At 73.4% G+C, this 24392-nt stretch carries 21 protein-coding genes; 10 read left to right on the top strand and 11 right to left on the bottom strand.

Annotated elements, in window-relative coordinates; all coding sequences use genetic code 11:
* Nucleotides 1-140: 140 nt before the first annotated feature.
* Both dapE and CXR44_RS23575 read right to left on the bottom strand, forming a co-directional pair.
* Nucleotides 141-1196: a succinyl-diaminopimelate desuccinylase gene (dapE, locus tag CXR44_RS23580; RefSeq protein WP_101788273.1), complete on the bottom strand. Its 1056-nt coding sequence runs from the start codon at nt 1194-1196 to the stop codon at nt 141-143.
* Nucleotides 1196-2029: a 2,3,4,5-tetrahydropyridine-2,6-dicarboxylate N-succinyltransferase gene (locus tag CXR44_RS23575; protein ID WP_101788272.1), complete on the bottom strand. Its 834-nt coding sequence runs from the start codon at nt 2027-2029 to the stop codon at nt 1196-1198. The genes dapE and CXR44_RS23575 overlap by 1 nt, the downstream gene beginning before the upstream one ends.
* On the opposite strand from CXR44_RS23575, the gene CXR44_RS23570 reads away from it, so the two are divergent.
* A complete protein-coding gene (locus tag CXR44_RS23570) occupies nt 2028-2918 on the top strand; it encodes a hypothetical protein (RefSeq protein WP_245899353.1) in 891 nt (296 codons plus the stop codon). The genes CXR44_RS23575 and CXR44_RS23570 overlap by 2 nt on opposite strands.
* Before the next feature lie 138 nt (nt 2919-3056).
* Here the strand turns inward: CXR44_RS23570 and CXR44_RS23565 are convergent, their stop codons facing one another.
* From CXR44_RS23565 to fdxA, 3 genes are all read right to left on the bottom strand, one after another.
* Nucleotides 3057-3725 (bottom strand): DUF4178 domain-containing protein, encoded by a 669-nt coding sequence (locus tag CXR44_RS23565; RefSeq protein ID WP_245899352.1) that lies wholly within the window; start codon nt 3723-3725, stop codon nt 3057-3059.
* Between the two features lie 96 nt (nt 3726-3821).
* Complete coding sequence (dapC, locus tag CXR44_RS23560; RefSeq protein WP_101788271.1) at nt 3822-4892, bottom strand: succinyldiaminopimelate transaminase; 1071 nt, start codon at nt 4890-4892, stop codon at nt 3822-3824.
* A gap of 89 nt (nt 4893-4981) precedes the next feature.
* Nucleotides 4982-5308, bottom strand: coding sequence for a ferredoxin (gene fdxA, locus CXR44_RS23555; RefSeq protein ID WP_101788270.1), 327 nt, complete (start codon nt 5306-5308; stop codon nt 4982-4984).
* 104 nt (nt 5309-5412) lie between these two features.
* Here fdxA and CXR44_RS42215 point away from each other — a divergent pair, with 104 nt between their 5' ends.
* The 8 genes from CXR44_RS42215 to CXR44_RS23515 all read left to right on the top strand — a co-directional run bounded on the left by CXR44_RS42215 (nt 5413) and on the right by CXR44_RS23515 (nt 18460).
* Entirely contained in the window at nt 5413-5643 is a 231-nt protein-coding gene (locus tag CXR44_RS42215) for a putative acetyltransferase (RefSeq protein ID WP_101788269.1), read from the top strand.
* Between the two features lie 17 nt (nt 5644-5660).
* A complete protein-coding gene (locus CXR44_RS23545; RefSeq protein WP_180903664.1) occupies nt 5661-6713 on the top strand; it encodes an ABC transporter substrate-binding protein in 1053 nt (350 codons plus the stop codon).
* A 77-nt stretch (nt 6714-6790) separates the two neighbouring features.
* Complete coding sequence (locus CXR44_RS23540) at nt 6791-7594, top strand: class I SAM-dependent methyltransferase (RefSeq protein WP_245899351.1); 804 nt, start codon at nt 6791-6793, stop codon at nt 7592-7594.
* A 143-nt stretch (nt 7595-7737) separates the two neighbouring features.
* Complete coding sequence (locus tag CXR44_RS39605) at nt 7738-10206, top strand: hypothetical protein (protein WP_101788266.1); 2469 nt, start codon at nt 7738-7740, stop codon at nt 10204-10206.
* A gap of 3 nt (nt 10207-10209) precedes the next feature.
* Entirely contained in the window at nt 10210-12030 is a 1821-nt protein-coding gene (locus tag CXR44_RS23530) for a UvrD-helicase domain-containing protein (protein ID WP_101788265.1), read from the top strand.
* A gap of 118 nt (nt 12031-12148) precedes the next feature.
* Complete coding sequence (locus tag CXR44_RS23525; RefSeq protein WP_245899350.1) at nt 12149-13924, top strand: sigma factor-like helix-turn-helix DNA-binding protein; 1776 nt, start codon at nt 12149-12151, stop codon at nt 13922-13924.
* A gap of 272 nt (nt 13925-14196) precedes the next feature.
* Nucleotides 14197-15441: a cysteine--tRNA ligase gene (locus CXR44_RS23520; RefSeq protein ID WP_101788263.1), complete on the top strand. Its 1245-nt coding sequence runs from the start codon at nt 14197-14199 to the stop codon at nt 15439-15441.
* A 361-nt stretch (nt 15442-15802) separates the two neighbouring features.
* Complete coding sequence (locus CXR44_RS23515; protein ID WP_101788262.1) at nt 15803-18460, top strand: penicillin acylase family protein; 2658 nt, start codon at nt 15803-15805, stop codon at nt 18458-18460.
* A gap of 37 nt (nt 18461-18497) precedes the next feature.
* Here CXR44_RS23515 and CXR44_RS23510 read toward each other — a convergent pair whose 3' ends face one another.
* Both CXR44_RS23510 and CXR44_RS23505 read right to left on the bottom strand, forming a co-directional pair.
* Nucleotides 18498-19610 carry an MBL fold metallo-hydrolase gene (locus tag CXR44_RS23510; RefSeq protein ID WP_101788261.1) on the bottom strand — a complete coding sequence of 371 codons (1113 nt, stop codon included), beginning with the start codon at nt 19608-19610 and terminating at the stop codon, nt 18498-18500.
* 47 nt (nt 19611-19657) lie between these two features.
* Nucleotides 19658-20071, bottom strand: a complete 414-nt coding sequence (locus tag CXR44_RS23505) for a hypothetical protein (protein WP_101788260.1) — start codon at nt 20069-20071, stop codon at nt 19658-19660.
* Nucleotides 20072-20146: 75 nt separating this feature from the next.
* Here CXR44_RS23505 and CXR44_RS23500 point away from each other — a divergent pair, with 75 nt between their 5' ends.
* The gene (locus CXR44_RS23500; RefSeq protein ID WP_144070059.1) at nt 20147-21163 is read left to right on the top strand and encodes a hypothetical protein; all 1017 of its coding nucleotides are present in this window, start codon (nt 20147-20149) and stop codon (nt 21161-21163) included.
* Between the two features lie 81 nt (nt 21164-21244).
* Here the strand turns inward: CXR44_RS23500 and CXR44_RS23495 are convergent, their stop codons facing one another.
* From CXR44_RS23495 to mshB, 4 genes are all read right to left on the bottom strand, one after another.
* Complete coding sequence (locus CXR44_RS23495) at nt 21245-22288, bottom strand: hypothetical protein (protein WP_101788258.1); 1044 nt, start codon at nt 22286-22288, stop codon at nt 21245-21247.
* 205 nt (nt 22289-22493) lie between these two features.
* The gene (locus CXR44_RS23490) at nt 22494-22943 is read right to left on the bottom strand and encodes a flavin reductase family protein (protein WP_245899349.1); all 450 of its coding nucleotides are present in this window, start codon (nt 22941-22943) and stop codon (nt 22494-22496) included.
* 60 nt (nt 22944-23003) lie between these two features.
* On the bottom strand, nt 23004-23453 hold the full coding sequence (locus tag CXR44_RS23485) for a DUF6113 family protein (RefSeq protein WP_101788256.1): 450 nt from the start codon (nt 23451-23453) through the stop codon (nt 23004-23006).
* 11 nt (nt 23454-23464) lie between these two features.
* Nucleotides 23465-24370 carry an N-acetyl-1-D-myo-inositol-2-amino-2-deoxy-alpha-D-glucopyranoside deacetylase gene (gene mshB, locus CXR44_RS23480; protein ID WP_101788255.1) on the bottom strand — a complete coding sequence of 302 codons (906 nt, stop codon included), beginning with the start codon at nt 24368-24370 and terminating at the stop codon, nt 23465-23467.
* Nucleotides 24371-24392 lie beyond the last annotated feature (22 nt).

The following is a 24392-nucleotide window of genomic DNA, read 5'->3' as shown; positions in this document are numbered from 1 at the left end:
GACGGCCTGTGACAGGCCCGCAAAAAATCTTGGAAAAAGCAGGGAACCGGATTTCGACTCCCTTGCGTCTAACTGCCGAGGGTGCTGCTCGGGACTGAAAGTGGCTTTCCCCGCCAAATGGCCGGCGAGGAAAGCCACTTTCACTTTGTCAGCCAGTCCACCATCGCCCGCTCGCTCTCCACGATCCTGGCCAGCGAGACGTACTCCCCCTGCTGGTGTGCCAGGTTGGGGTCGCCCGGCCCGTAGTTGACCGCCGGCACTCCCAGCGCGGCGAACCTGGCCACGTCGGTCCACCCCAGCTTGGCCCTGGGCTCGCCGCCCACGGCCGCGGCGAAGGCCGCCGCCACGGGGTGGGTCAGGCCCGGCCGGGCCGCCGGAGCCCCGTCCGTGAAGCTCACCTCGAAGCCGTCGAACACCTCGCGCACGTGCTCCCGCGCCTGCTCCAGGCTGAGGTCGGGCGCGAAGCGGTAGTTGACCGTCACCACGCAGGAGTCGGGGATCACGTTCCCGGCGACGCCGCCCCGGACGCCGACGGCGTTGAGCCCCTCGTGGTAGCGCAGCCCGTCGACCACCGGCTGCCGCGCCTGGTAGGCGTTCAGCCGGGCCAGGACCGGCTCGATGCCGTGGATGGCGTTGACGCCGAACCACGACCTCGCGCTGTGCGCGCGCCTGCCGGTGACCAGCACGTCGGCGCGCAGCGTGCCCTGGCAGCCGCCCTCGATGACACCGTCGGTCGGCTCCATGAGCACCGCGAAGTCGGCGGCCAGCCAGTCGGCGTGGTCACGGGCCACGCGGGTCAGCCCGTTGCGCTCCGCCTCGATCTCCTCGCAGTCGTAGAAGACGTACGTGACGTCGCGGTTGGGGGCGGGCACCGTGGCCGCCAGCTTCAGCGCGACCGCGACGCCCGCTTTCATGTCGGAGGTGCCGCAGCCGTACAGCAGGTCGCCCTCGACGCGGCTGGGCAGGTTGCCGTGGACGGGCACGGTGTCGAGGTGACCGGCGATCAGCACGCGTTCGGGCCGGCCGAACGTGGTGCGGGCGACCACCGTCTCGCCCGACCGGTCGATCGTGAGGTGGGGCAGCGCGCCGAGAGCCCGCGCCACCTCGTCGGCGAGCAGGCGCTCCGCGCCGCTCACCGACTCGATGTCCACGATGGCGGCGGTCAGCGTCCGCACGTCCTGGGTCAGGTCCAGCATCAGGTGTTCACTCCGTGTTCGCGCAGCACCTCGTTGAGTGCCGCCTTGTCGTGCCGCCGGCCCGGCTCCAGCCGCTTGATGACCAGGACGCACGGCATGCCGAACGTGCCGCCGGGGAACTCCTTGGGCCTGGTGCCGCCCACGGCCACGCACCAGTCGGGAATCCGGCCCCGCCCCAGCTCCTCGCCCGTCTGCACGTCCACGACGGGGATCGTCGCCGACAGGACGGTGCCCGCGCCCACGACGGCGCCGCGGCCCACCCGGGCGCCCTCGACGATCATCGCCCGGCTGCCGATCAGCGCGTCGTCCTCGACCACCACCGGCACGGCTCCCGGCGGCTCCAGCACGCCGCCGATGCCCACACCGCCCGACAGGTGCACGTCGCGGCCGATCTGGGCGCAGGAACCGACCGTGGCCCAGGTGTCGACCATCGTGCCGGCGCCGACGTACGCGCCGATGTTGACGAAGGACGGCATCAGCACCACGCCCGGGGCGGCGTAGGAGCCCCAGCGCGCGATGGCGCCCGGCACCACCCGCACGCCGTCGAAGGTGGTCTTGAGCGGGTGGCGATCGTGGTGCTGGAAGTCTCCCACCTGGGAGCGGATCATGCCGAGCACCTTGAAGGACAGCAGGATCGCCCGCTTGGCCCGCTCGTCCACCACGACCTCGTCGCCGACCACCTCGGCGACCCGTGCCTTGCCGGTGTCGAGCAGGTCGATCGCGGACACCACGACGGCGCGCGCCTCGGTGTCGTCCGGCGACAGCTCCGCGCGGCGCTCCCACAGGCGGTCGACCGCCCGGGGCAGCGGCGACGTCGTGCTCTGCTGACTCATGGCCCGTGAGCTTATCCGGCCGGGTAGGTTCTTCAGCGTGCGGCTGCGCTTCTCCCGCGGTGTCATCACCATCGCGGCCATCGTCGTGGTGCTCGCGGTGGGCGTCTCCGTGGGGCTCTACCACCTGCTCAAGAGGGCGACACCACTGGCCGTCCCGGAGGCCTACTGCAGCGTGCGCACCCCCGAGGGCGCCGACGAGCTGGACATCGAGCAGGCGCGGATCTCCGCCACCATCGCGGCCGTCGCCGCGCGCCGGCGGCTGCCCGAGCGGGCCGTGGTCATCGCCTACGCGACGGCGCTGCAGGAGTCGAAGCTGCGCAACCTCTCCTACGGCGACCGCGACTCCGTCGGGGTGTTCCAGCAGCGCCCGTCGCAGGGCTGGGGCACGGTCAAGCAGCTCATGGACCCGGTCTACGCGACGAACAAGTTCTTCGCGGCGCTGGTCAAGGTGAAGAACTACCGCAAGATGCCGCTGGCCGAGGCCGCGCAGGCGGTGCAGCGGTCGGCGGGCGGCTACGCCTACGCCCCGCACGAGCCGCAGGCCGAGGCCCTCGCGGCGGCGTTCACCGGCCGCGTCCCCCAGGCGGTGCACTGCTGGTATCCGCCCGCCGAGGCGAAGGGGGCCGAAGGGGCGAAGGGCGCCGAAGGGCCGAGCGCGCCGCCGGCCAGGACCGCCGAGGCGCGCCGCCAGCTCGCGCGGGCGCTCGGCAGCACCGCCGTCACCAACCGGCGGCGCGGGTGGCTGATCGCCGCCTGGTCGGTGGCGCACGCGCAGAAGTACGGCCTGAGCCGGGTCGGCTACGGCGGCGCCGCCTGGGTCAACGACATGCGGACCGAGGGCTGGCGGGGCGGCGACTCGTCCGGCGTGGCCCGCGTCGAGCTGTCGTAGGGCAGGCGATCGGTCCGGCGCTGTCCGCGTCGAGACGGCGCGGTCAGGGACACGGTGGCGGCGAGGCCGGGCGGGGGTCATGGGGCGCGGAAGCCGGGCGGAGGTGACAGGGCGCGCGGCCGGTGAAGCCCGCGGGGGTTACGGGGCGCGGCTGACGAAGTCGATGGAGCCCGGCGGGAGCGGCTGGGCGTAGCTGGCCGTCCAGCCGCGGCCCTGGATGCGTTCGAAGGACAGCAGCCGCCCGTCGGAGGCGCGGTAGTCGGCGAAGTCGAGCAGCCCCCGCTCGGGGAGGCCGGTCTCGCCCTCGCCCCTGAACGCCGCCGTCCCTCGTTCGATGGGGAAGAACTCGACGCCCTCCATGATGAGCATGCTCTTGGCGGGGACCATGCCCTGGGTGGGCACCTCGGTCCACAGGAGCACCTCCAGGTGGGGCGGCTCGCCTTCGGCCAGCCCCTTGCGCACCTCGACCGACAGCCACTGGAAGCGGCGGGCGGCGTCGCGCAGGAGGTATTCGGTCCACTCCTGGCCCTGCCACGAGACGTACGTGGCGCCGAGCACGCTCGCCGGCCCGCCGTGTATCCGGATCCGGTCGCCGACCTTGATCGTGCGGGGGTCGGCGTAGTCGTGGCCCGCGTAGCCGACCGCGCCCACCGGCGCCGGCAGCGGGGGCTCGACGGGCGCGGCCTCTACCGGCGTCGCGGTCGCGCGGCCCTTCCTGTCCTGTCGCAGGGTGGCGAGGAAGGCACCCAGCAACAGCAGGACGGTGGCGATGCTCAGCCCGAGGACGACCATGACGGTCATGCTCATAGATCAGCTCGCTCCACTCGCGGTCTGCCTCGGCAAACGCCCTTATCCACTTATGCTCGTGCGGCCCGCGCGGGCGGGCCGGTCTGACGGGGGATCCTACTGGAGGCGCCGCACCGCCGCATCGACGCGTTCGTCCGTGGCCGTCACGGCGATGCGGATGTGCCTGTCGCCCGCTGGTCCGTAGAAATCTCCCGGCGCGACCAAAATACCGATTTCAGCGAGCTTGCCTACCTGATCCCAGGACTTTTCTCCGTTGGTCGCCCAGAAGTAGAGGCCGGCTGTCGAATGGTCGATGCGCCAGCCCGCCCGCTCCAGCGCCGGACGCAGCCGGGCCCGCCGGCCCGCGTAGCGCTCGCGCTGCTCCTCGGCGTGCGCGTCGTCGCCGAGCGCGGCCGCCATCGCGGCCTGCACCGGCGCCGGCATCATCATGCCGGCGTGCTTGCGCGTCTCCAGCAGGCGCTTGACGAGCGCCGGGTCGCCGGTCACGAACCCGGCCCGGTAGCCGGCCAGGTTGGACCGCTTGGACAGCGAGTGGACGGCGAGCAGCCCCTCGTGGGAGCCGCCGCAGACGTCGGGGTGCAGGATGGAGACGGGTCGCTCCTCCCACCCCAGCTCGATGTAGCACTCGTCGGAGGCGACGATCGCGCCCCGCTCGCGGGCCCAGGCCACCACCTTGCGCAGGTGCTCGGCCGGCAGCACCTTGCCCGTGGGATTGCCCGGGGAGTTGACCCAGACGAGGTCGGCCCGTTCGGGACCGAGCGCGAGCAGGCCGTCGGAGGCCAGCGCCGACGCCCCGGCCAGCCGGGCTCCCACGTCGTAGGTCGGGTAGGCCAGCTCGGGATGGACGACGCGCGCGGCTCCCAGATAGGTCGGCAGCCAGGCGACGAACTCCTTGGTGCCGATGACGGGCAGCACGTCGAGCTGGTCGACGCGCACGCCGAGCCTGCGGCTCAGCCAGCCCGCGGCGGCCTCACGGAGATCCCGCGTGCCGTGGGTCATCGGGTAGCCGGGACTGTCGGCCGCCCCGGCGAGGGCGTCCTGGACGATCCGTGGCACCGGGTCGACCGGGGTGCCGACCGACAGGTCGACGATGCCGCCGGGGTGCGCGCGGGCGCGCTCCTTGTACGGCTCCAGCCGGTCCCAGGGGAAGTCGGGCAGGGTGTTCACGGATCTCCAGATCGGTGCGTTCGGGGACCGGCTGAGCCGCCCCGGCCGGCCCGTCGCGGACCGCCGCGGCGCTCTCGCCGGCGCGGCGGCTAGTGGCCCTCGCCCTGCGGAGGCAGCGCCGCCACGACGGGGTGGTCCTTCTCGATCTTGCCGACCTTGGAGGCGCCGCCGGGCGACCCCAGGTCCTCGAAGAAGTCCACGTTCGCCTTGTAGAAGTCCTTCCACTGCTCGGGAAGGTCGTCCTCGTAGAAAATCGCCTCGACCGGGCACACAGGCTCACAGGCGCCGCAGTCCACGCACTCGTCGGGGTGAATGTAAAGCATGCGCTCGCCCTCGTAGATGCAGTCGACGGGGCATTCCTCGATGCACGCCTTGTCCAGGACGTCCACGCAAGGCTGCGCGATGACGTAGGTCACCTCGAGCTCCTTCTCTTCGCCACCATGGCATGACTCTGACCGCGGTTTGCTAGCTCCTAGTATTGCCGTGCTTGCCAGCGGGCCGAAACGGAGGTGGCCAACTCGTGGCCGCTCGCCTCACCGTCAGCGTCACCCAGGCCGATGTCGGCGCCCGGATCACCACGCGCAGACGGGTTCCCGGGGGGTTCCGTGACGCCGTCGGAATCCTGGAGTCGTGGGAGTCCGGCGTGTTGCGGGTGCGTAAAAGGGACGGCACCCTAGTGGAGATCGTTGAGGAGGAGCTGGTAGCGGCCAAGGTCGTTCCGGCCGCGCCTCCTCGACCTCAGCGGATGTGACGGTAAGTATTCGTCGCGTGACCGTACGTATTTGTGCCGCTGCGGCAGCCATCCTCGTCAGCGCCGGATGCGGCGCGTCCACCACGGAGGCCAAACCGCTTCCGCCCGTCAACGTCAAGGCGATGTCCATGAAGGAGGGCTTCGGCGACCTCGAACGGCTCGCCGAGGCCGCCCGGAGCGAGGGCGCGCTCACCGTGATCGCGCTTCCCCGCGACTGGGCCAACTACGGCGAGATCATCGACGCCTTCGCCGAGAAGTACGACATCAAGGTCAACGAGCTGGAGCCCGGCGCCAGCAGCCAGCGCCAGATCGAGGTCGCCGGCCGGCTCAGGCCGGACGTGTTCGACCTCACGCTCGACGTGGCCGTGGCCAACGCCGCCAGGTTCGCCCCGTACAAGGTGCAGGGGTGGCCGGACCTGCCCGACAACGTCAAGGACCCGTCCGGCGCCTGGTACGCCGCCTACGGCGGCTACATGTCGATCGGGTACGACCCGCGCGCCGTCCCCGCGCCGGCGTCGTTCGCCGACCTGCTCAAGCCCGGCTACACCGTCGCGCTCGACGGCGACCCGCTGCGCTCAGCGGCGGCCTTCGACGGCGTGATGGCGGCCTCCCTGCACAACGGCGCGCCGGACCCGCGGCGCGGGGTGCAGCTCTTCGCCAGGCTGCGCAAGACCGGCCGGCTCACCGAACCGGCCAAGGCCAACGTCATCGTGGGCTGGGACCACCTCAACGCCGCGCGCGGCGCGCGGCAGCCGGGCTCCTGGAAGGTCACGATCCCGAAGGACGCGCCGCTCGGCGAGTACCGCTTCCAGGCGATCAACAAGGACGCCCCGCACCCGGCGGCGGCCCGGCTGTGGCAGGAGTTCCTCTTCTCCGACGAGGGCCAGAACCTCCTGCAGAAGGGCTACGCGCGGCCCGTCCGCGGCGAGGCCATGCTCATGCGCGGCACCCTGGACACCGAGCAGACCGCGAAGCTGCCCGCCGCTCCCGGCCCGCCCGTCCTGCTGACGATCCCCCAGGTGGACGCCGGCAAGTCGTACCTCAAGAAAGAATGGGCGAAGAGCGGCTGATGGGCCGAATGTGACTTTGTATGTCGTAGGGACGCTCAGCCTCTAAAGTGAACGGACAGCACGGCCACGGGGGCCCGATGTCTGACGAATGTGAGCTGATCGTCTTGCGCTATGACGCACCGAGCGTGGAGCGGTGGAGCAGTCGCGCCTACGACGGCAGTTTCGGCTACGTGACCCCCCAGGGCGCTCCCCTCGTCGACCTGCTCGACCCGCGACCGGGCGAGCGGGTGCTCGACCTCGGCTGCGGCACCGGGGTCCTGACCGCCCAGATCGCCGCCCGGGGAGCCGAGGTGCTCGGCATCGACGGCTCCCCCGCCATGATCGAGAAAGCGCTGGCCCAGCACCCGGGCATCGACTTCATCGTCGGCGACGGCCACGACTTCACCGTCGCCCACGCCTACGACGCCGTCTTCTCCAACGCGGCGCTCCACTGGATGAGCCGCGACCCCGGCGCCGTCATCGCCAACGTGCGCGAGGCGCTGCGGCCCGGCGGGCGGTTCGTCGCCGAGATGGGCGGGTCGGGCAACTGCGCCGAGCTGACGGCCGCCATGCTGACGGCCTGGCGCGAGTACGGCCTGCGCGAACCCGAGCTGCCGTGGTACTTCCCCACCCCCGCCGAGTACGCCCACCGGCTCGAACGCGAGGGTTTCGTGGTCCGGCTGCTCGAATACTCCGACCGGCCCACCCCGCTCGAGGAGTGCCCCGGCGGCGCGGCCGACTGGGTGCGGATGTTCGCCTCCTCCGTGCTGGCCGGCCTGCCGCCGGAGATCGTGCTGCCGCTGCTCCAGCGGGTCAACGAACTGGCCGCGCCCGCGCTGCGCAGGGAGACCGGCTGGATGGCCGACTACGTGCGCCTGCGCTTCGCCGCCGTCCGGCGTTGATACGTAGTCCATGATGCGTAGGGCAGTTTTGCCAGACTATGGTCTGTTCCGTGGGCGGCGAGACCTTGGCTGCACCGCTGTACGCACGTTGAGTGAAGCCTTACGACGACACGGGGGCGTGAGGGGCTGGTGAACGGAACGGGATGAACTTCTGCCTGAGCGACCTCGTACCACCGTTGCGGTGGAGCGACGCGTCCACGATCACGCTGCTCACCGGGCAACCCGACCTGCCGGACGCCTGGTGGCGCAGCCTGCCCCTGCCGCGCGTGCTCGCGGTCATCGGGCCGGAGGCGCTGGGCGACCTGCTCACGGAGATCGCGCTGGAGCAGTGGCCGGCCGCCGCCGTGGGCGACGTCCTGCCCGCCCTCCACGTGCTGGACCCCGACGAGGCGGACGAGCCACACGTCGCCATCGCGCTCGACCGGGCCGGCTCGTGGGCGGGGCTGCTGGCGCTGACCAGCCGCGAACTGGTCGACCAGCCGTTCATCCAGGCGCGTGCGGTGCTCGCGACGCTGTTCTCCGCCGTCCTGGCACGGCTGGCGCCGGCCGCCGCGCCGAGCGCGGGACCCGTTGCGGCGTTCCCCGCCGCGACCCCTGCCGGGAACGCCGCCGGGAACGCCGCGGTAGCCGCTGCCGTGACCGCTCGGGGCGAGGGGGACGCCGAGCCGCGCACGGTCGCCGCCGAGGCCGCCCCCAGCCCTGGCCCTGGCCCTGCCCCTGACCCCGCCCCTGCCGTCGCGCCGGAGGCGGCGGACGCCGGGCCGGGCGGGCCGGCCGAAGGCGCCGCGCCGGAGGCGGAGGCCGCCGCCCCGGAGGGGCAGGCGGACAGGGCCGCTCAGGAGGCCGAACCGGAGGCGCTGGAGGCGGCCCCCGAGGCCGCCGCACCCGAGGCCGCCGCCCCCGAGGAGCGGGCGGAAGCGGGCCTACCCGAGGCGGAGCCCCGAGCCGCGGTGGCGGCGGAGTCTGATGCCGCGCTCGAGGCCGGGGCCGAGGCCGCCGGTGACCGGGATCCCGTGAGCGAGGACGAGCCCGAGCCCGCCGACGCCGACAGGGGCGTGGACGACGGCGAGGACGACGAGGCCGAGCCGACTCAGGACGACGAGCGGGAGGTCGTGGGCGCTTCGAAGCCCGAGCCCGACGCCGGACCGGACCCCGCCTCGACGGCCGACGACGCACCGGACTCCGAGCCCGCGCCGGTGGTGGACGAGCCGGTGTCCGAGCACGCGCCGATGGCGGACGCACCGGACCCCGAGCACGCGGCGGAGGCGGACGCACCGGGCTCCGAGCCCGCGCCGGTGGCGGACGAACCGGTGTCCGAGCACGTGGCGGAGGCGGACGAACCGGATTCCGAGCTTGCGGCGGAGGGCGGTCTTGAGCCGGTCGCCGCGGACGGGCACGCGGCGGACGCCGAGCCCGCGCCGGTCGCGCGCGCTGGGCAGGACGCGGGGGCCGAGGGCGGGGTGACGGTGGCGCCGGATCTTTCCGCGCTCATCGAGGCCGCCTTCGCCGGGCTCGACGACAAGAGCTGGGCCGTGGCCCAGAACCGCGTCTTCACCGATCAGCCGTCCGCCGTGGACCAGCTCGCCAAGCTGTTCGCCGTGCCGCCGGCCGAGATCACCGAGACGGAGGCCCTGCTGCGCGAGCGGCTGGACCGGTGGCTGGCCAGCGACGAGGCGGCCCCCTACCGGGAGCACCTCGACGGGCTGCGTCGCGCGATCGGCCCGGCCGCGCCCAAGGAGCGGCTGATCAAGGCGGCCGACTGGCACCGCAAGGAGATCAAGGCGCTGGAGGTGCCGGCTTGGCAGTTCGTGCTGGCCACCCTGCCCGACAGGCCGGACGGAGGGGCCCGCGAGGAGGCACCCCCGCCCTCGGCCTTCTCCCCCTTCCCTCCCCAGCCGCCCATCCCGCCGCCGGTCCCGCCCGCCGTGCCGCCGGCGGTTCCGCCGGCCGTGGCCACGCCGTTCCCGGCGCCGCAGGCCGACGGTCCGGCGCCCGGGTCGCGCTTCCACCCGTTCGCGGCCGGCTCACCGGCGCCGGCGGGCGTCGCGGCCGAGTCGAACGGCGCGGCGTCGGAGGAGGGCCACGGCAGGCCGTACCAGCCGCTCAAGGACGTCTCGCAGACGCGGCGCTGCTTCCGGCAGCCCGACGGACGGTGGTGGTTGCGGGTGGACGTTACGGCCGAGCAACTGGCGGGCGGCGAGTGCGCGCTGCCGACGGGGTTCGCCGCTTACCTGGGGCTCTCGCCCGGTGAGACGCGGACCGTGCGCAGCGCCGCCGGGGAGCTGACGATGAGCTGGCACGGCAGGCCCGTGCTGGAGTCCGTCGAGCGCCTGCTCGTGGACGTCGGCGCCAAGGAGGGCGGCCACCTGTTCCTCACGCTGTCGGACGAGGGCGTGCTGCGGGCCAGGCACCTGCCGGTCGCCGCGCAGGGCGCCGAAAAGATCACCAAGGCGTTGCGGCTGGTGGGCTACACCGCGCCGGGCGGCACGCGCGAGCAGGCCGCCAGGGTGATCGCCACCCGGATCGGCATGGCGGGCCCGGTCGGCCTGCCCGATCTGCTGGCCAGGCTCCGCGAGCGCGGAGACCGCGACCTGCTCGACCTGTTGGACTGAGCCGTGCCGCGGCTCGCGATCGGCCCCGAGCTCCCCGAGGAGCTCCGCGCACTGGACCCGCCGGTGCGCAGGGACGCCGTTGTCGCGTTGCGCCGCTTCCTGCTGCGCGTGGCGGGCGCCCCCCATCCCGAACGGGTGCGGGGCGCCAGGGACGCTCGGGTCGCGACCTTACGGCTGGCCGGCGGCCATCGCGGTGTCGTGGTGCGCCAGCGTGACGTCTACTGGTTGCGCACCGTGCTGCCCGACCCGCAGGCCTGGGCGCACGCCCGCCGGCACCGCTACGGGGTCAACCCGGTGATCGGCGTGGTCGAGGAGTGGGACGCCGAGTCCCTTGAACGCGTCGAGCCCGCCCTGCGCCGGTCGGCCGGCGCCTCGCGGCTGTTCGACCCGATCTGCGACGGTGACCTGCTGGCGCTGGGCATCGACGTGCGGGCGCTGCGGCTCATCCGGCTCGTCACCACCGAGGCCGACGTGGCGGCCCTCGAACCCTTCCTGCCGCCCACCCAGCACGCCCCGCTCGCGGTGCTGGCCGGCGGCGGCTCCCTGCACGACGCGTGGCGGGAGCTGGAGACCTGCCGCGCCACCGACGAGGACCCGGGCCCGATCGACACCGGCGACCTCCACGCCGCGCTGCTGCGCAGCCCGGACCGGGCGGCGTTCGTCGCCGACAAGGTCGAGCTGGACCGGGTGCTGGGCATGCCGGGGTGGTGCACGTTCCTGTCCCCCACGCAGCACCGGCTGGCGCGGGCCGCCCGCTACGACCACCCGGTGCTCGTGGTCGGCGGCGCGGGCACCGGCAAGACGCTCGTCGCCCTGCACCGGGCCGCCCACCTGGCCGCGCGCGGCAGCGGGCCGGTCCTGCTGGTGACGTTCTCCCAGAGCCTGGCCGAGGACCTGTCGGCCCGGCTCGACACGCTCATCCCCGACGAGGCCACCCGCAAGCGGGTCGAGGTGGACAACTGCGAACGGCTGGCGCTGCGCATCGTGGCCCACGAGGAGGGCCGCCGTCCCACCCTGGTCGGGCCGGGGGCGCGCACGCTGGCCGAGCTGACCGACGAGGCGCTGCGGCTGCTGTCGCGGGCGACGGGCGACCTGCTCGACGACGTCGACCCGCGGCGCAAGCCGTACCGCCACATCGTGGTGGACGAGGCGCAGGACATCAGCCCGGCGCAGTGGCGGCTGCTGCGGGCGGCGGCGCCGCACGCGCACGACGACCTGTTCGTGGTCGGCGACCCGCACCAGCGCGTCACCGAGACACGGGTGGCGCTCGGCGCGCTCGGCATCCCCGTCGCGCAGCACACTCTGCGCGTGTCGTACCGGCTGCCGGCCGAGGTGCTGTCCTTCGCCGTACGGCTGCGCGGCGGCGGGCCGGTGGACGGGCTGGTCAGGGGCGCCTCCGAGCTGCACGGGCTGCGGGCCGCGCGGCACGGCGAGCGGCCGGTGGTGCGGGGCTACGACTCGGCGGAGGCCGAGCTGGCCGGCCTGGCCGCCACGGTCCGCGCGTGGCTGGAGGAGGGCGTGCCCGCCGCCGACATCGCCGTGGGCGCCCGCACCCCGCGGCTGGCACGGGGCGCGCGTCAGGCGCTGGGCGAGACGGAGGTCCGGGTGTCGACGTTCGCGAACCTGAAGGGACTCGAGTTCGAGCGCGTGGCGCTCGTCGGAGTGTCGGAGGGGGTGGTGCCCCAGCCGCCGCCCGGTGAGCCCGGCGCCCGCGCGCGAGCTCTGCAACGCGAACGCGGCATGCTGTACGTGGCCTGTACCAGGGCCCGCTCACTGCTTTACCTATCCCATTCAGGAAGAGGAAGCCCTTTTCTGTCATTCTGACGACATAGTCTGAACTGCGGATATCTGTCCCATTGCCGGTTGGACTCCAATGAACCTCAGCCTGAGCGACCTGGCGCCACCGATGCGCTGGACCCCACCGGGTCAGGTCGCGCCCCTCGTGGAAGAGCCCCAGCTGCCGGATGCCTGGTGGCAGGCGATCCCGCTCGACCGCGCGTGTGCCATCGTCGGCACGCAGACCGTGGCGGGACACCTCGCCGACCTCGCCGTGACGTGCTGGGGTCACCTGCTGCTCGGCGACATCCTGCCGCTGCTGCGTTTCTCCGACCCCGCCGAGGCCGAGCGGACGCCGGAGATGCTGGGCAAGGACGTGGTGCAGAAACTGTTCAGCGGAGTGTTCGAGCGGCTGCTGGAACCCGCGGCCGAGGTGCCGGCGGTGCCCGCCCGTCCCGACCGGCCGCTGCCCGAGCTGATCGACTCCGTGTTCGCCGCCCTGGACGACCGGCAGCGGGCCATCGCCCGCGACCGCCTCTACGCGGGCCGGCGCGCGACGCTGGACGAGCTGGCGCAGCGGTTCTCGGTGACCCGGGAGCGCATCCGGCAGATCGAGCGCGACCTTCGCGAGTACGTGGACAACTGGCTGGGCGGCCCGGAGGCGGTCCCGCTGGTCGCGCACGTCGCGTGGCTGCGCGGCCGGCTCGGCTCAACCGTGCCCGCCGACGACCTGGCCGCGGCCGTGCCCTGGCACCGCGCGGAGCTGCGGGCGCTCGGCATCCCCATCTGGCGGTTCGTCCGCACGCTGCTGACCGGCTACGAGCAGGCCGACGGCTGGCTGATCGCCGGCGGGGCCGAGGAACTGCGGGAGAAGACGCGCCAGCTCTTCGCCGACGGGCCGCGGCCGCTCGCCGAGGCCGTCACCATGGTCAGCCAGCTCGGCGTCCGCGAGGACGTGGCCGAGCGGTGGATCACGTCCGTGCCGCAGATCCGGGTCCTCGACCAGCACGTGGTGCCGTGGCCGCGCAGCATCAACGAGAAGACCGAGGCGGTGCTGCTGGTGTCCGGGCAGCCGCTGTCGCCGGAGGAGATCCAGGACCGCATCGGCGAGGACTACAGCCTCGTCGGCATCCGCAACCAGCTCACCGCCGACGACCGGTTCCGCCGGGTCGACCGCAACAAGTACGGGCTGACCCGGTGGGGCGGCGACGAGTACCTGGGCATCAGGGAGATGATCGCCCGGGAGATCGAGCGCGCGGGCGGAGAGGCGTCGGTCAGCACGATCGTCACGAACCTCACCTCCCGCTACGACGTCAGCGAGAGCTCCGTCCGCGCGTACGCGGGCGGGCCGGGGTTCGAGCGGACCCAGCGAGGATGGATCCGCGTGGCGGGCACCTCCCCCGGTGGCGAGGCCGAGCCGTACCAGCCGCGCAGGGACGTGTCGGAGACGCGGCGCAGCTTCCGCAGCCGCGACGGCCGGTGGTGGCACCGGGTCGACGTCAACGCCGAGCACCTGCGCGGGTCGGGGTCGCCGCTGCCGACCGGGTTCGCCGCCTACCTCGGGATGGCTCCGGGCGGGCAGCTCACCGCGTCCACGCCGTCGGGCGACGTGGTGATCAGCTGGCACAACCAGCCCACGATGGGGTCGATCCGGAACGTGCTGGCCGACTTCAAGGCGAGCGAGGGAGACCATGTGTTCCTGACCGTGTCCGACGGCGGCGAGCTGCTGACGCGCTACCTGCCGGCCGCGCCGGTCAGCCTCCCGCCGCTGAACCGGGCCCTCTACCTGATCGGCTACACGGCTCCGGTGAACTCCGAGCTGGAGGGGCTGCGGCTGATCGGGGCGCGCATCGGGCTGCCCGACACGGCCACCCGCGACGAGGTGCTGGCCAGGCTCCGCGAGCGGGGAGACCGCGACATCCTGGGCTTCCTGGGCGGCTGACCGGCGGCACACCCGGCCGCCCTCCGCTTCTGCGGCGGCAGCCGTCCGGCCCCGGAGGGCTGCGGCGGCGCGGCCGATCCCGAGGAACCGCAGCGGCAGCCGTCCGGCCCCGGAGGGCTGCGGCGGCGCGCGGCCGATCCCGAGGAACCGCAGCGGCACCCGTCCGGCTCCGGAGGGCTGAGTGGCGCGCGGCCGATCCCGGAGAGCCGCAGCGGGGCACCCGGCCCGTCCCCGCGACGGTCGAGGGGCGCGCGGCTGGTTAGGCTCGGAGGATGTTGCGGATCCACGACGCGCTGACCGGCCGCACCGGGGAGCTCGCGCCCGGCAGGGCCGTGCGGCTGCACACCTGTACCCCCGCGTCCGCCGAGCCGTCGGGGCATCTGGGCGACCTGCGCCCCCACGTGCTGGCCGACGTGATCCGCAGGCTCCTGGAGAGCCGGCGGGTGCGTGTGGTGGCCTGCCGGGGTCCGCTCCCCGGCGGCGACCCCGCGGCTCTCGGCGCCTTCCGGCGGGTGGCGGGCGCGCTGAACCTGCGGCCGCCGGAGCACGAGCCCCTGGCGGACGAGGCGGCCGAGGCGGCGGTCGAGCTGATCGCCGGGCTGGTGGAGCGAGGCCGGGCTCACCTGGCCCCGGACGGCTCGGTCCGCCTCGGCGCCCCCGCCGACGACCACCCGGCGCCCTCCGGTGCCGCAGCGTCTCCCAGTGCCGCAGCGTCCCCCGGTGCCGCAGCGTCCCCCGGTGCCGCGGCGTCCCCCGGTGCCGCGGCGTCCCCCGGTGCCGCGGCCCCATCTGGTCACGCGGCGCCCTCTGGTGGCCCTGCGCTCGCCGGTGGTGAGGGGCGATCGGGGAGCATTGCCCAGGGTGGCATGACCGGGGCGCAGGGGGCTCCCCCCGGTGGGGACGTCGATCCGGTGTTGTGGGCCGTGTCCGGCGGCGAGCCCGCGTGGGACTCGCCCTGGGGGCGCGGCGCGCCTACCGCCGGCGTGCGGTGCCAGGCCGCGGCCAGGCGGTCGCTGGGGGCGCGCGTGGACATCCTCGTGGCGGGCGGTCACGCGCCGTCGCACGGCGACGAGCCGCTGCTCGAAACCGGGCACGTGGTGACCGGCGGGCCGGTCCGGTTCGACGGGCCGGCGCTGTCGGCGGAGCAGGTGACCGAGGCGGGGCTGGATCCGCTCGCGGTGCGGCTGGCGTACCTGGAGCACCACTACCGGGAGCCGGTGCACCTCACCTGGGACCTGCTGCGGGACGCCGACCGCGAGGTACGGCGCTGGCGGGCGCGGGTGGCCGGGTGGGCCGAGTCGCCCAGCGCGCCCCTGTCGTCGGGGTACGTGGAGCGCGTCGAGGCTGCCCTGGACGACGACCTCGACACCCCGGCGGCCCTCCGGGCGCTGCGCGACCTCGACGGCGACGACTCGGTGGCGGCGGGGGCGAAGTTCGAGTCGTTCCTGCGCCTGGACCAGGTGCTCGCCCTCGACCTGTCCGCGGAGATCGGCCGCGCCCCCGCCCCCACCCTCTGACCTCCCTCCCGGACGCTCCGTCCCCGGCCGTCCTCCTGGCCTCCCCGGTCGCCCGCGTGCTGGACGCCGTCCCGGCCAGTCGCGTGGCCGCCGGTCCGGCTGTCACCCCGAAGCCGGCGTTCCGGGCCGTCGGTTCACCGCTCAGGCGGCCGGCGCGGCGCCGTGACGGCGGCCGGCCACGGACCGGTCAGCGGGCGTCTTCCTGGAGGCCCCCGGCCCCGTGCGGCGGGTGGCGGCCTGCTTGGCCGTGCCGTAACAGGAGGTCCGTGAACGAGGGGCCGGAGGAGTGATCGCGAACTGTCAGACTTAGGATCCGGCGCGCGAGATGGGAGGATTCGTGAGGTTGAGACCGTACGCGTGGATGCCGTCGCCCCTGCGCTGGCCGGCGCGGGTGTTGACCGTGATCCTCGCTCTCGCGCTGGTGCTCGGCGGCGTCGTCGTCTACACGGTGCGCAAGTCGTTCCCCCAGGTGGACGGCACCATCCGCCTGCCCGGCTTAGCCGGGAACGTGGAGATTTATCGGGATAAATCGGGAATCCCGCACATCTACGCGGACACGGCCGAGGACCTCTTCGCGGCCCAGGGCTTCGTGCACGCCCAGGACCGGTTCTGGGAGATGGACTTCCGGCGCCACGTCACCGCTGGACGGCTGTCCGAGCTGTTCGGCAAGGCCACGCTCGACAGCGACAAGGCCATCAGGACCATGGGCTGGCGCCGGGTGGCCGAGCAGGAGCTGCCCGAGCTGGCCGACCGCACCCGCCGCTACCTCGACTCGTACGCCAAAGGGGTCAACGCCTGGCTCCGCGCCAACCCCAACGCCTCCGACCGGAGCCTCGAATACTCCGTGCTCAAGGTCCAGAACGGCGGCTACACGCCCGAGCCCTGGACCGCGCTCGACTCCGTCGCCTGGCTCAAGGCCATGGCGTGGGACCTGCGCTCCAACGTCGAGGACGAGATCGACCGCGCGCTGATCGCCGCCACGTTGCCCCGCGAGCGGGTGGAGCAGCTCTACCCCGCATACCCGTACGACCGGCACGTCTCGATCGTCACCCAGGGCGCGATCGCGCGGGACCGGTTCGATCAGCGGGCCACCCCCCGGCAGCCGGAGGCGCGGGACGGCCAGGACCAGAGCCGGGGCCGGCTGGACGCGGGCAGCCCCCGGCAGGGCGCCCGAACCAGCACCCGGAGCATCCAGGACGGCCCGGACACGACGGCCGGCGGCCGCACGGGAGACGCCGTACGAGCCGGCCGGGACGACACCGCACCCGGCCCGGCGGGCACCGAGGCGCTGGCCCGCGCGGCCAGGGCGCTCGACGCGCTGCCCGGCACGATGAGCACCGCCGACCGCGCCGGTGTCGGGTCCAACTCGTGGGTCGTCTCCGGCGAGCACACCAAGAGCGGCAAGCCGCTGCTGGCCAACGACCCCCACCTGTCGGCCTCGATGCCGGCCGTCTGGTACCAGGCGGGGCTGCACTGCCGCAAGCTGACCGAGCAGTGCTCGTACGACGTCACGGGATTCACCTTCTCCGGCGTCCCCGGTGTCGTCATCGGGCACACCGACAAGATCGCCTGGGGCTTCACCAACCTCGGGCCCGACGTGGCCGACCTCTTCCTGGAGCAGGTCGAGGGCGAGACGTACCTGTACAAGGGCGAGCGGCTCAAGCTGGAGACCCGGGAGGAGAAGATCAAGGTGGCGGGCGGCGGCACCGTCACCCACAAGGTCAGGAGCACCCGGCACGGGCCGCTGATCGACGAGGTGATGGGAGACGCGCGGCCCGGCGGCGACGCGAACGCCGTGGCGCTGCAGTGGACCGCGCTGATGCCCGGCAGGACCGCCGACGCGATCTTCGCGATGAACGGGGCGACGGACTGGCACGAGTTCAGGGCCGCCGCCGAGCTGTTCGAGGTGCCGGCGCAGAACCTCGTCTACGCCGACACCGAGGGCAACATCGGCTACCAGGCGCCCGGCCGCATCCCCATCCGGGAGAAGGGCGACGGCACCTGGCCGGTTCCCGGCTGGACGGGCGAGTACGAGTGGAACACCGCCCCGATCCCCCACGACCAGCTCCCGACCGTGACCAACCCCGCCGACGGCTTCGTCGTCACGGCCAACAACGCCGTGATCGACCCCAGGCGCTACCAGCCGCTGCTGACTGAGGACTGGTCGTACGGGTACCGCTCGCAGCGCATCGTCGAACGGCTGCGGCAGGAGATCGACAAGGACAAGGTGGACGCGGCCGTGATGGGCCGCATCCAGCAGGACACGCACAACGGCCTGGCCACGACCCTGGTGCCCGCCCTCATGAAGGTCACGCTGGCGGGCCCGAGCATGCGGGCCAGGGACCTGCTGAAAGGCTGGGACGGATCGCAGGACACCGGCTCGGCCCCGGCGGCGTACTTCAACGCGGTCTGGCGGCATCTGCTCAGGGCGGCCTTCGACGACGACCTGCCCGAGGGCGCGAGGGCGACCGGCGGCGACCGGTGGTACGAGGTGGTCAGGCGGCTGCTCGACCAGCCTGACGACCCGTTCTGGGACGACACCACGACGAGGAACCTGAAGGAGACGCGCGACGACATCCTCCGCCAGGCGATGGCCGGCGCCTACCAGGAGCTGTCGGAACTGCTCGGCGACGAGGTCGGGGCCTGGCGCTGGGGCGACCTGCACCGGCTCACGCTCACCCACGCCACGCTCGGCACCTCGGGCATCGCGCCGATCGAGGCGCTGTTCAACCGCGGGCCGCTGTCCGTGCCCGGCGGGAAGGACGCGGTCAACGCGACCGGCTGGAACGTGCAGAAGGGGTACGAGGTCACGGCCGTGCCGTCGATGCGGATGGTCGTGGACCTGGGCGACCTCGACAAGTCCGGCTGGATCAACCTGACCGGGGCGTCCGGGCACGCCTTCCACGCCAACTACCGGGATCAGGCGGCGCTGTGGGCGAGAGGTGAGCTGCTGCCGATGCTCTCCACGCCGGAATCGGTCAAGGCGGCCGCCGTGCACACCCTGCGCCTGCGTCCCTGACCCGGGGCGGCGCGGGCCCGGACCGCGTGCGGGCGGGTCAGGGCGTCGCCACCTCCCGTCCCGCCACCTCCCGTCCCGCCACCTCCCGTCCCGCCGGCACCTGGCCGCCGAAAGGGCTCCGGCCGTGCGGGTGGTCGCCGTGGAGGCGACGGGAGACGCCGGCCGCGGCGGGCTGGGGCCGCCGCCGTCCGGCCGCCGTGTGCCGGCCGGCCGGCATGAACGCCCTCGACTCGCCGACCGCCAGGTCCCACAGGTCCTCCCGGGGCAGCCCTCTTGCCGCCCATTCCTCCCGTGCCTGCCGTACGGGCGTGAGCAGCGGCTCGCCGGACAGCACGAACGTGCCCCAGTGCATGGTGGACATCCGCCGGGCCCCCACGTCCAGGTGGCCGCGCACGGCCTCGGCCGGGTCGACGTGCGCCGCCTTGGTGTGCCAGTGCGGCTCGTACCCGCCGACCGGCATCAGCGACAGGTCCAGCCCGGGGAAACGTTCGCCGATCTCGGCCAGCCGCGGGCCGTACCCGGTGTCGCCGGCGAAGTAGACCGACCGGCCGACCACCCAACCGCCCCAGAGCGTCTTGCAGGTGTCCCAGGGGGTTCGCTTGCTCCAGTGGTGCGCCGGCACGAAGTCGAACGTGACGCCGCGGACGCGGGCCGTCTCCCACCAGTCCAGCTCGGTGACCTCGGTGAATCCGCGCCGGGTGAACCAGCGCCGCAGCCGCGCCGGCACGAGGACCGGGGTGTCCCTGGGCAGCCTGCGGATCGTGGGGGCGTCCAGGTGGTCGTAGTGGTTGTGGCTGATCACGACGGCGTCGATCCGTGGCAGGTCGCTCCAGGCGACGCCGGGCGGCGTCAGGCGGGGCCGCACGCCCGGGATGCGCCGCGACCAGACGGGGTCCGTCAGGATCGTCAGCCCGTCCACCTGCAGCACGAACGTGGAGTGGCCGACCCAGGTGACCATGGTCTCGCCGGCCGGCGGGCGCGGCAGCCCGCCGGCGCGCCGCACCGGTATCTGGTCGGCGTCCCCCGCACCGGGACGCAGACCTCCGTACCAGGTGACGTTGAACAGTTCGCGGAACTCCGGAAGGGGCGCGGTGAGCCGGTCCTTGAAGTCGCGGGGCCACCGAGGCTGGGGGAGAGTCTCGTGCGTCATGGACGCCTCTCTGCCCTGTGTGACGGATCAGTCACGCACAGGCCCGGCTACCTGCGTCTTCGCCACCACAGGGGGGCGTGGGGGTAGCCGCCGTCGTCGAGCCCCGCCAGGCGTTCGAAGACGTTGTACGAGGCCTGGTGTCCGCACAGCAGCACCGACACCAGCATGGACAGCAGGTAGAGCGGGAGCATGGGCAGCCCGGCGCACCACGCCCACTGGGTGGCGTGCCTGGCCTCGTGCCGGATCAGCCGCTCGTCGAGGGTGTCGGCCCTGGTGAGGACGACGTTCCCGACGGTGAAGGCGCCCGCGACGGGGAAGCGGTGGCGGTAACCGCAGGCGAGCACGAGGCCGTCGGGCCCTGGCCGCCGGGTGGCGCCGCCGGCCACGGAGATCAGCAGGCCGAGGGGCGTGGCGAGGTTGAGATAGTTCGCCACCTTCCGGAACCGGTACCTGCCATCCATGCGTCTCAGCCTTGACCAATCTTGACAACTCGGAATAATGATCGTCGTCCTGAAATCTCCAAAAAGAGCAGGATTATGAGACTCACCACTCTGGGCGCGCTGGTCGGCGCCATAGCCCTCGCCGGCGCCGGCGGAGTCGCGATCACCCAGACGTCGACGGCAGATCCCTTAGGTTTGACCGACCCCCCTCTCCGGGTGGTGGTGGCCAGGAGCGCCACCCCATCCCCGACTTCGACACCCACTCCCAAACTCGGGAAGTACACCGCCAAGGCGAAGGTCGTCAAGAAGGGCGGCGTCTCGCACCTGAACGTCTCCATCGCCTACGACGGCGCGGCGCGCTTCACGGTCAGGCAGCGGGTGTGCAAGGGCACCTCCTGCAAAATCGCCACCGCGCGGATTCCCGTCACCACGGGCGCGGGGCAGGTCACCAGGAAGCTCGGCAAGGGCACCTACAAGACGCGCGGCAAGCCCAGGATCACCGCCAAGGTGCTGCCGTGGCCCACCCGCACCGTGACGGCCACGCCCAAGGCCACCGCGCCGACGGTCACCGTCACCGCCACTCCCGCCCCCGCGGACCCGGCCACGGTCACCGCGACGGTCACCCAGCAGGCCACGGTGACGCACGAGGCCACCGTCACGCTCACCCCGCCGGCGCCCCCGGCCGCGACGGTCACCGTCACCTGCCGGCCGCTCCCGCCCCAGACGCCCGTCCCCTCCGGCACCCCCGCCCCCTGGGACACCACCCCGCCCGACCCCGCGATGGCCGGCTCGGCGACTCCGGCGCCCACGACCCAAACCGCTCTGGGCCAGACCTCGCCGGACGGCACCCCGCCCCCCACACCCCCGACCCCGACGATCCCTGCCCCCACGGACGTCCCTCCCCCGACCCCGACGCTCCCGGCCCCCACGGACGTCCCTCCCCCGGGAACGACGCCGACGGACTCCCCGACCCCGGCCCCGCCGGATGTCCCGGTCTGCCCGCCGCCCACGGGCGACGCGCCGCCCTCGGAGCTCCCGGAACCCCCGGTGGACCCGACCGGCACCGCCCAGCCCGGCGAGACCCCGCTGCCGGAGCCTCCGGCCCAGCAGTGACGCGTGTCCGGGGCCGGCGACGGGACCCCGCCGGCCCCGGACACGACCACCGCACCGGCCGCCCGGTGCGGCCGTGTGGCGTCAGATGACCGGCGTGGTGTTGATCAGCTTGAGAATGCCCCTGTGGGTGACCACGGCGGCCAGCCGCGACAGCTCGTCCACGGCCGTGTGATGATCGATCCGGGAGAGGGCGAGCACGCCCGCGCCGGCGACCTTGGGGTTGCGCGGCCCGAGCGTGGGGACCGTGTGCAGCGAGGTCTCGACGAGCGCGCCGACGGCGGGGGCGATGTCCGGGTGCGGGGGCACGAACGACAGCAGCCAGGCGATCCCGCGCAGCGCGTTGGCGTTGAAGGGATCGTAGGCGTGGTTGTGGTCGGGCTCGCCCGGGCCCGACCTGAAGGGCAGGGTCCGCGGACGGCCGACCAGGCTGAGCCACGGCAGCACGATCGCCCGCACCGTGTCGGCCCCCGTCTCGCCGAGCAGCTTGCGGCCCGTCTTCTCCCACCTGGCGGTGGGTTTGGCGGCGGTGGCGGTCGTCGCATGCGTCAGCAGTCGCCGCCACGGGGCGGCGAGTCCCGGGAGCTCGGCGAGCGCCCGCTCCGCCCACTCCTCGCCCACGTTGAGCACCGGCTCGGTGAGCCGCTTCGCCACGGCGGACACGTCGTGGTCCGAGAAGCGGTCCAGGGCTGCCCGCCGGAAGGCGGCGGCGACCGCGGGAGGCAGCTGCCGCCCGGCTGCCAGCTCGGCCTCGGCGAAACTCACGAACCGCATGCCGTACCCGAAGGAATACCGGCCGATCAGGGCGTCGAGCTTCCTGAGCCGTTCGCCGGAGAGCCCGTCCTCCGGCAGGCCATGGGAGATGACTCCGAGGAAGGTCAGGGCGTTCGTCCGGTCGGCGGAGTCCGCGGCGGCGGAGTGGTATCGGTCCACCAGGGCTTTCGCCAGACGCCGCCGATCGTCGGCCGGCAGCTTGCGCAGGAAGTCGAAGGCCTCACGCCAGGGCCGTATCCAGATGTCCAGGACACCGGTGGCCCACGTCAGCAGATCGTCGGCGAGCTCGGCCGGGTGGTGGGCGGGGGAAGCCCGCCGGATCATGGCCTCGAACTCCTCGAAGTCCGGCATCATCTCCCCATCGGTGGAACGAGTTTCGTGACGGTCACGTCGATGCGATGACGGTACGACCCGGCACCGACAGTTCCGCCGGACAGCCGCTGGACGTCCGGCGACCCCGGCCCTGCTCGCCAGCGACCCCGGGCCTGCTCACCCGACCCCGGCCCTGCTCACCGGCGGCCCCGGCGCGGCGGGGGCGTCCGGCTCGCGCCGGACCCGCCTAGAGGGTCCCGTACGAGCTGTCGTAGTACAGGAGGGGAGCCCCGTCGGACGGGGTGCCGAGGGCGGTGACGGCGCCGACGACGATCGAGTGGTCGCCCCCGTCGTGGACCGCCGACGTGCTGGCCTCCAGCGTCGCGATCGCCCCGTCGAACAGGGCCACGCCCGCCGGCGACCGGTGGTGCGCCCAGGAGGCGAGCTGCCCGTCCAGAGGCCTGCCCCGATGGGCGAAGAACCGGGACGCGTCCTCCATCGACGCCGGCAGCACCGACACGCCCCACACGCCGGCCTCCAGCACGGCGTCGTGGAACCTCGCCAGCTTCTCCGCGCAGAACAGCACCAGCAGCGGATCAAGCGACACCGACGTGAAGGAGTTGACCGTCATGGCGTGATCGACGCCGTCGAGCCGGGTCGTGACGACGACCACTCCGGTGGCGAACTTTCCGACCACTTTGCGATAGGCCCGCTGGTCCATGTGCCGCTTTACGGAGGCATGGTGCACGAAAGTACTCTACGTCGGGTTTCGCGGCAGATGCCCGTGCAGCAGCCACGATCCGCTGGACGGCGCCAGAAGGATGGCCGCGACCAGAGCGGCCATCCCGCCGTAGAGGTACACATAGCCGGCGGCAGCCTGCGCGATCACGATGTCGCCCTGGGAGAGCTCCATCGTGAACGGCATCGACACCAGCAGCCACCCCGCCGCCGCCACCACCGCGCCGGTCTTGGCCCGCAACAGTCTCCCGGCCCCGAGGCACACGGCGAACAGCGCCAGCACCCAGGCGACCGCCGAGGCGGGAACGGGACCCACTTCCCACGCCGCCTGCGTGAACCCGCCCACGATCCCCATGACGACCCCCAGCATGAAGAGCATGCCGTACGCGGCCCCACCCAGCGCCGAGGCACCCCGTCCGCGCTGCTCGACGTCAGGGGGCTGGGTGGCCGGGAGCGAGGGGTCTTCCATGGCGAACGAGGTTAGTGGATGCCGGCGAACAGGTCGCCCTCGCGCTTGTGGGGCTCCCCCAGCCCGCCCGCCTCGACCGGCGCCCCCGGCGCGGCCGGGCCGGGCACGCCGCTGGCCAGCACGTAGTGCTCCACGCCCACGGCCTCCTGGCCGATGTCGTTGGACAGGGCGAACCACGGCTCCCGTACGGTGATCTGCGTGGCGTGGGCCCGCATGGCGTCGAGCTTGGCCCGCACCCACGGCCGGGCATCGATCTCGGTGGTGATCTCCTCGTCGGGGCTGCCGAACGGCATGTCGTCCACGCTCTCGACGACGAACCCGGTGCCGGCCGAGCGCAGCGCCTCCTCGCTGCGGCGCAGCACGGACCTCGGCATGGCCGTGTGGTAGAGCTTGGCGATCTGCCACGGCTCGCCCTCGCCGAACGCCGGGTCGGCGGCCAGCCGGAACGCCCGCCACGACACGCGGTGCGCCTGGACGTGGTCGGGGTGACCGTAGAAGCCGTTGCTGTCGTAGGTGACGAGCACCTGGGGTCGGATCTCGCGGATGACCTTGACCAGTTCGCCCGCGGCCTCGTCCAGATCGGCCTGCCAGAAGGCGTCCGGCCGCTCGTTGGTGGCGGCGCCCATCATCCCCGAGTCGCGCCAGCGGCCCTGCCCGCCGAGGAACCGGTGGTCCTCGACGCCCAGCGCCCGGCAGGCCGCGGCCAGCTCGGCGACGCGGTACGGGCCGAGGACGTCGTCGCGGTCGGCGGCCAGGTGGGCGAGCCGCTCGGGGATGACCTCCCCCTCCTCGCCGAGCGTGCAGGTCACGAGCGTGACGTGGGCGCCCTCGGCGGCGTACTTGGCCATGGTCGCGCCCGTGCCGATCGACTCGTCGTCGGGGTGGGCGTGCACGAGCAGCAGCCGTCGGTCGGTCATGGCTAGAGCGTAGCCCGCCGCC

It is taken from the genome of Nonomuraea indica, from assembly GCF_002850745.1.
Taxonomy (GTDB): domain Bacteria; phylum Actinomycetota; class Actinomycetes; order Streptosporangiales; family Streptosporangiaceae; genus Nonomuraea; species Nonomuraea indica.
Note: the sequence above shows the minus strand (reverse complement) of the source record. Positions and strands in the feature narration are given on the sequence as shown.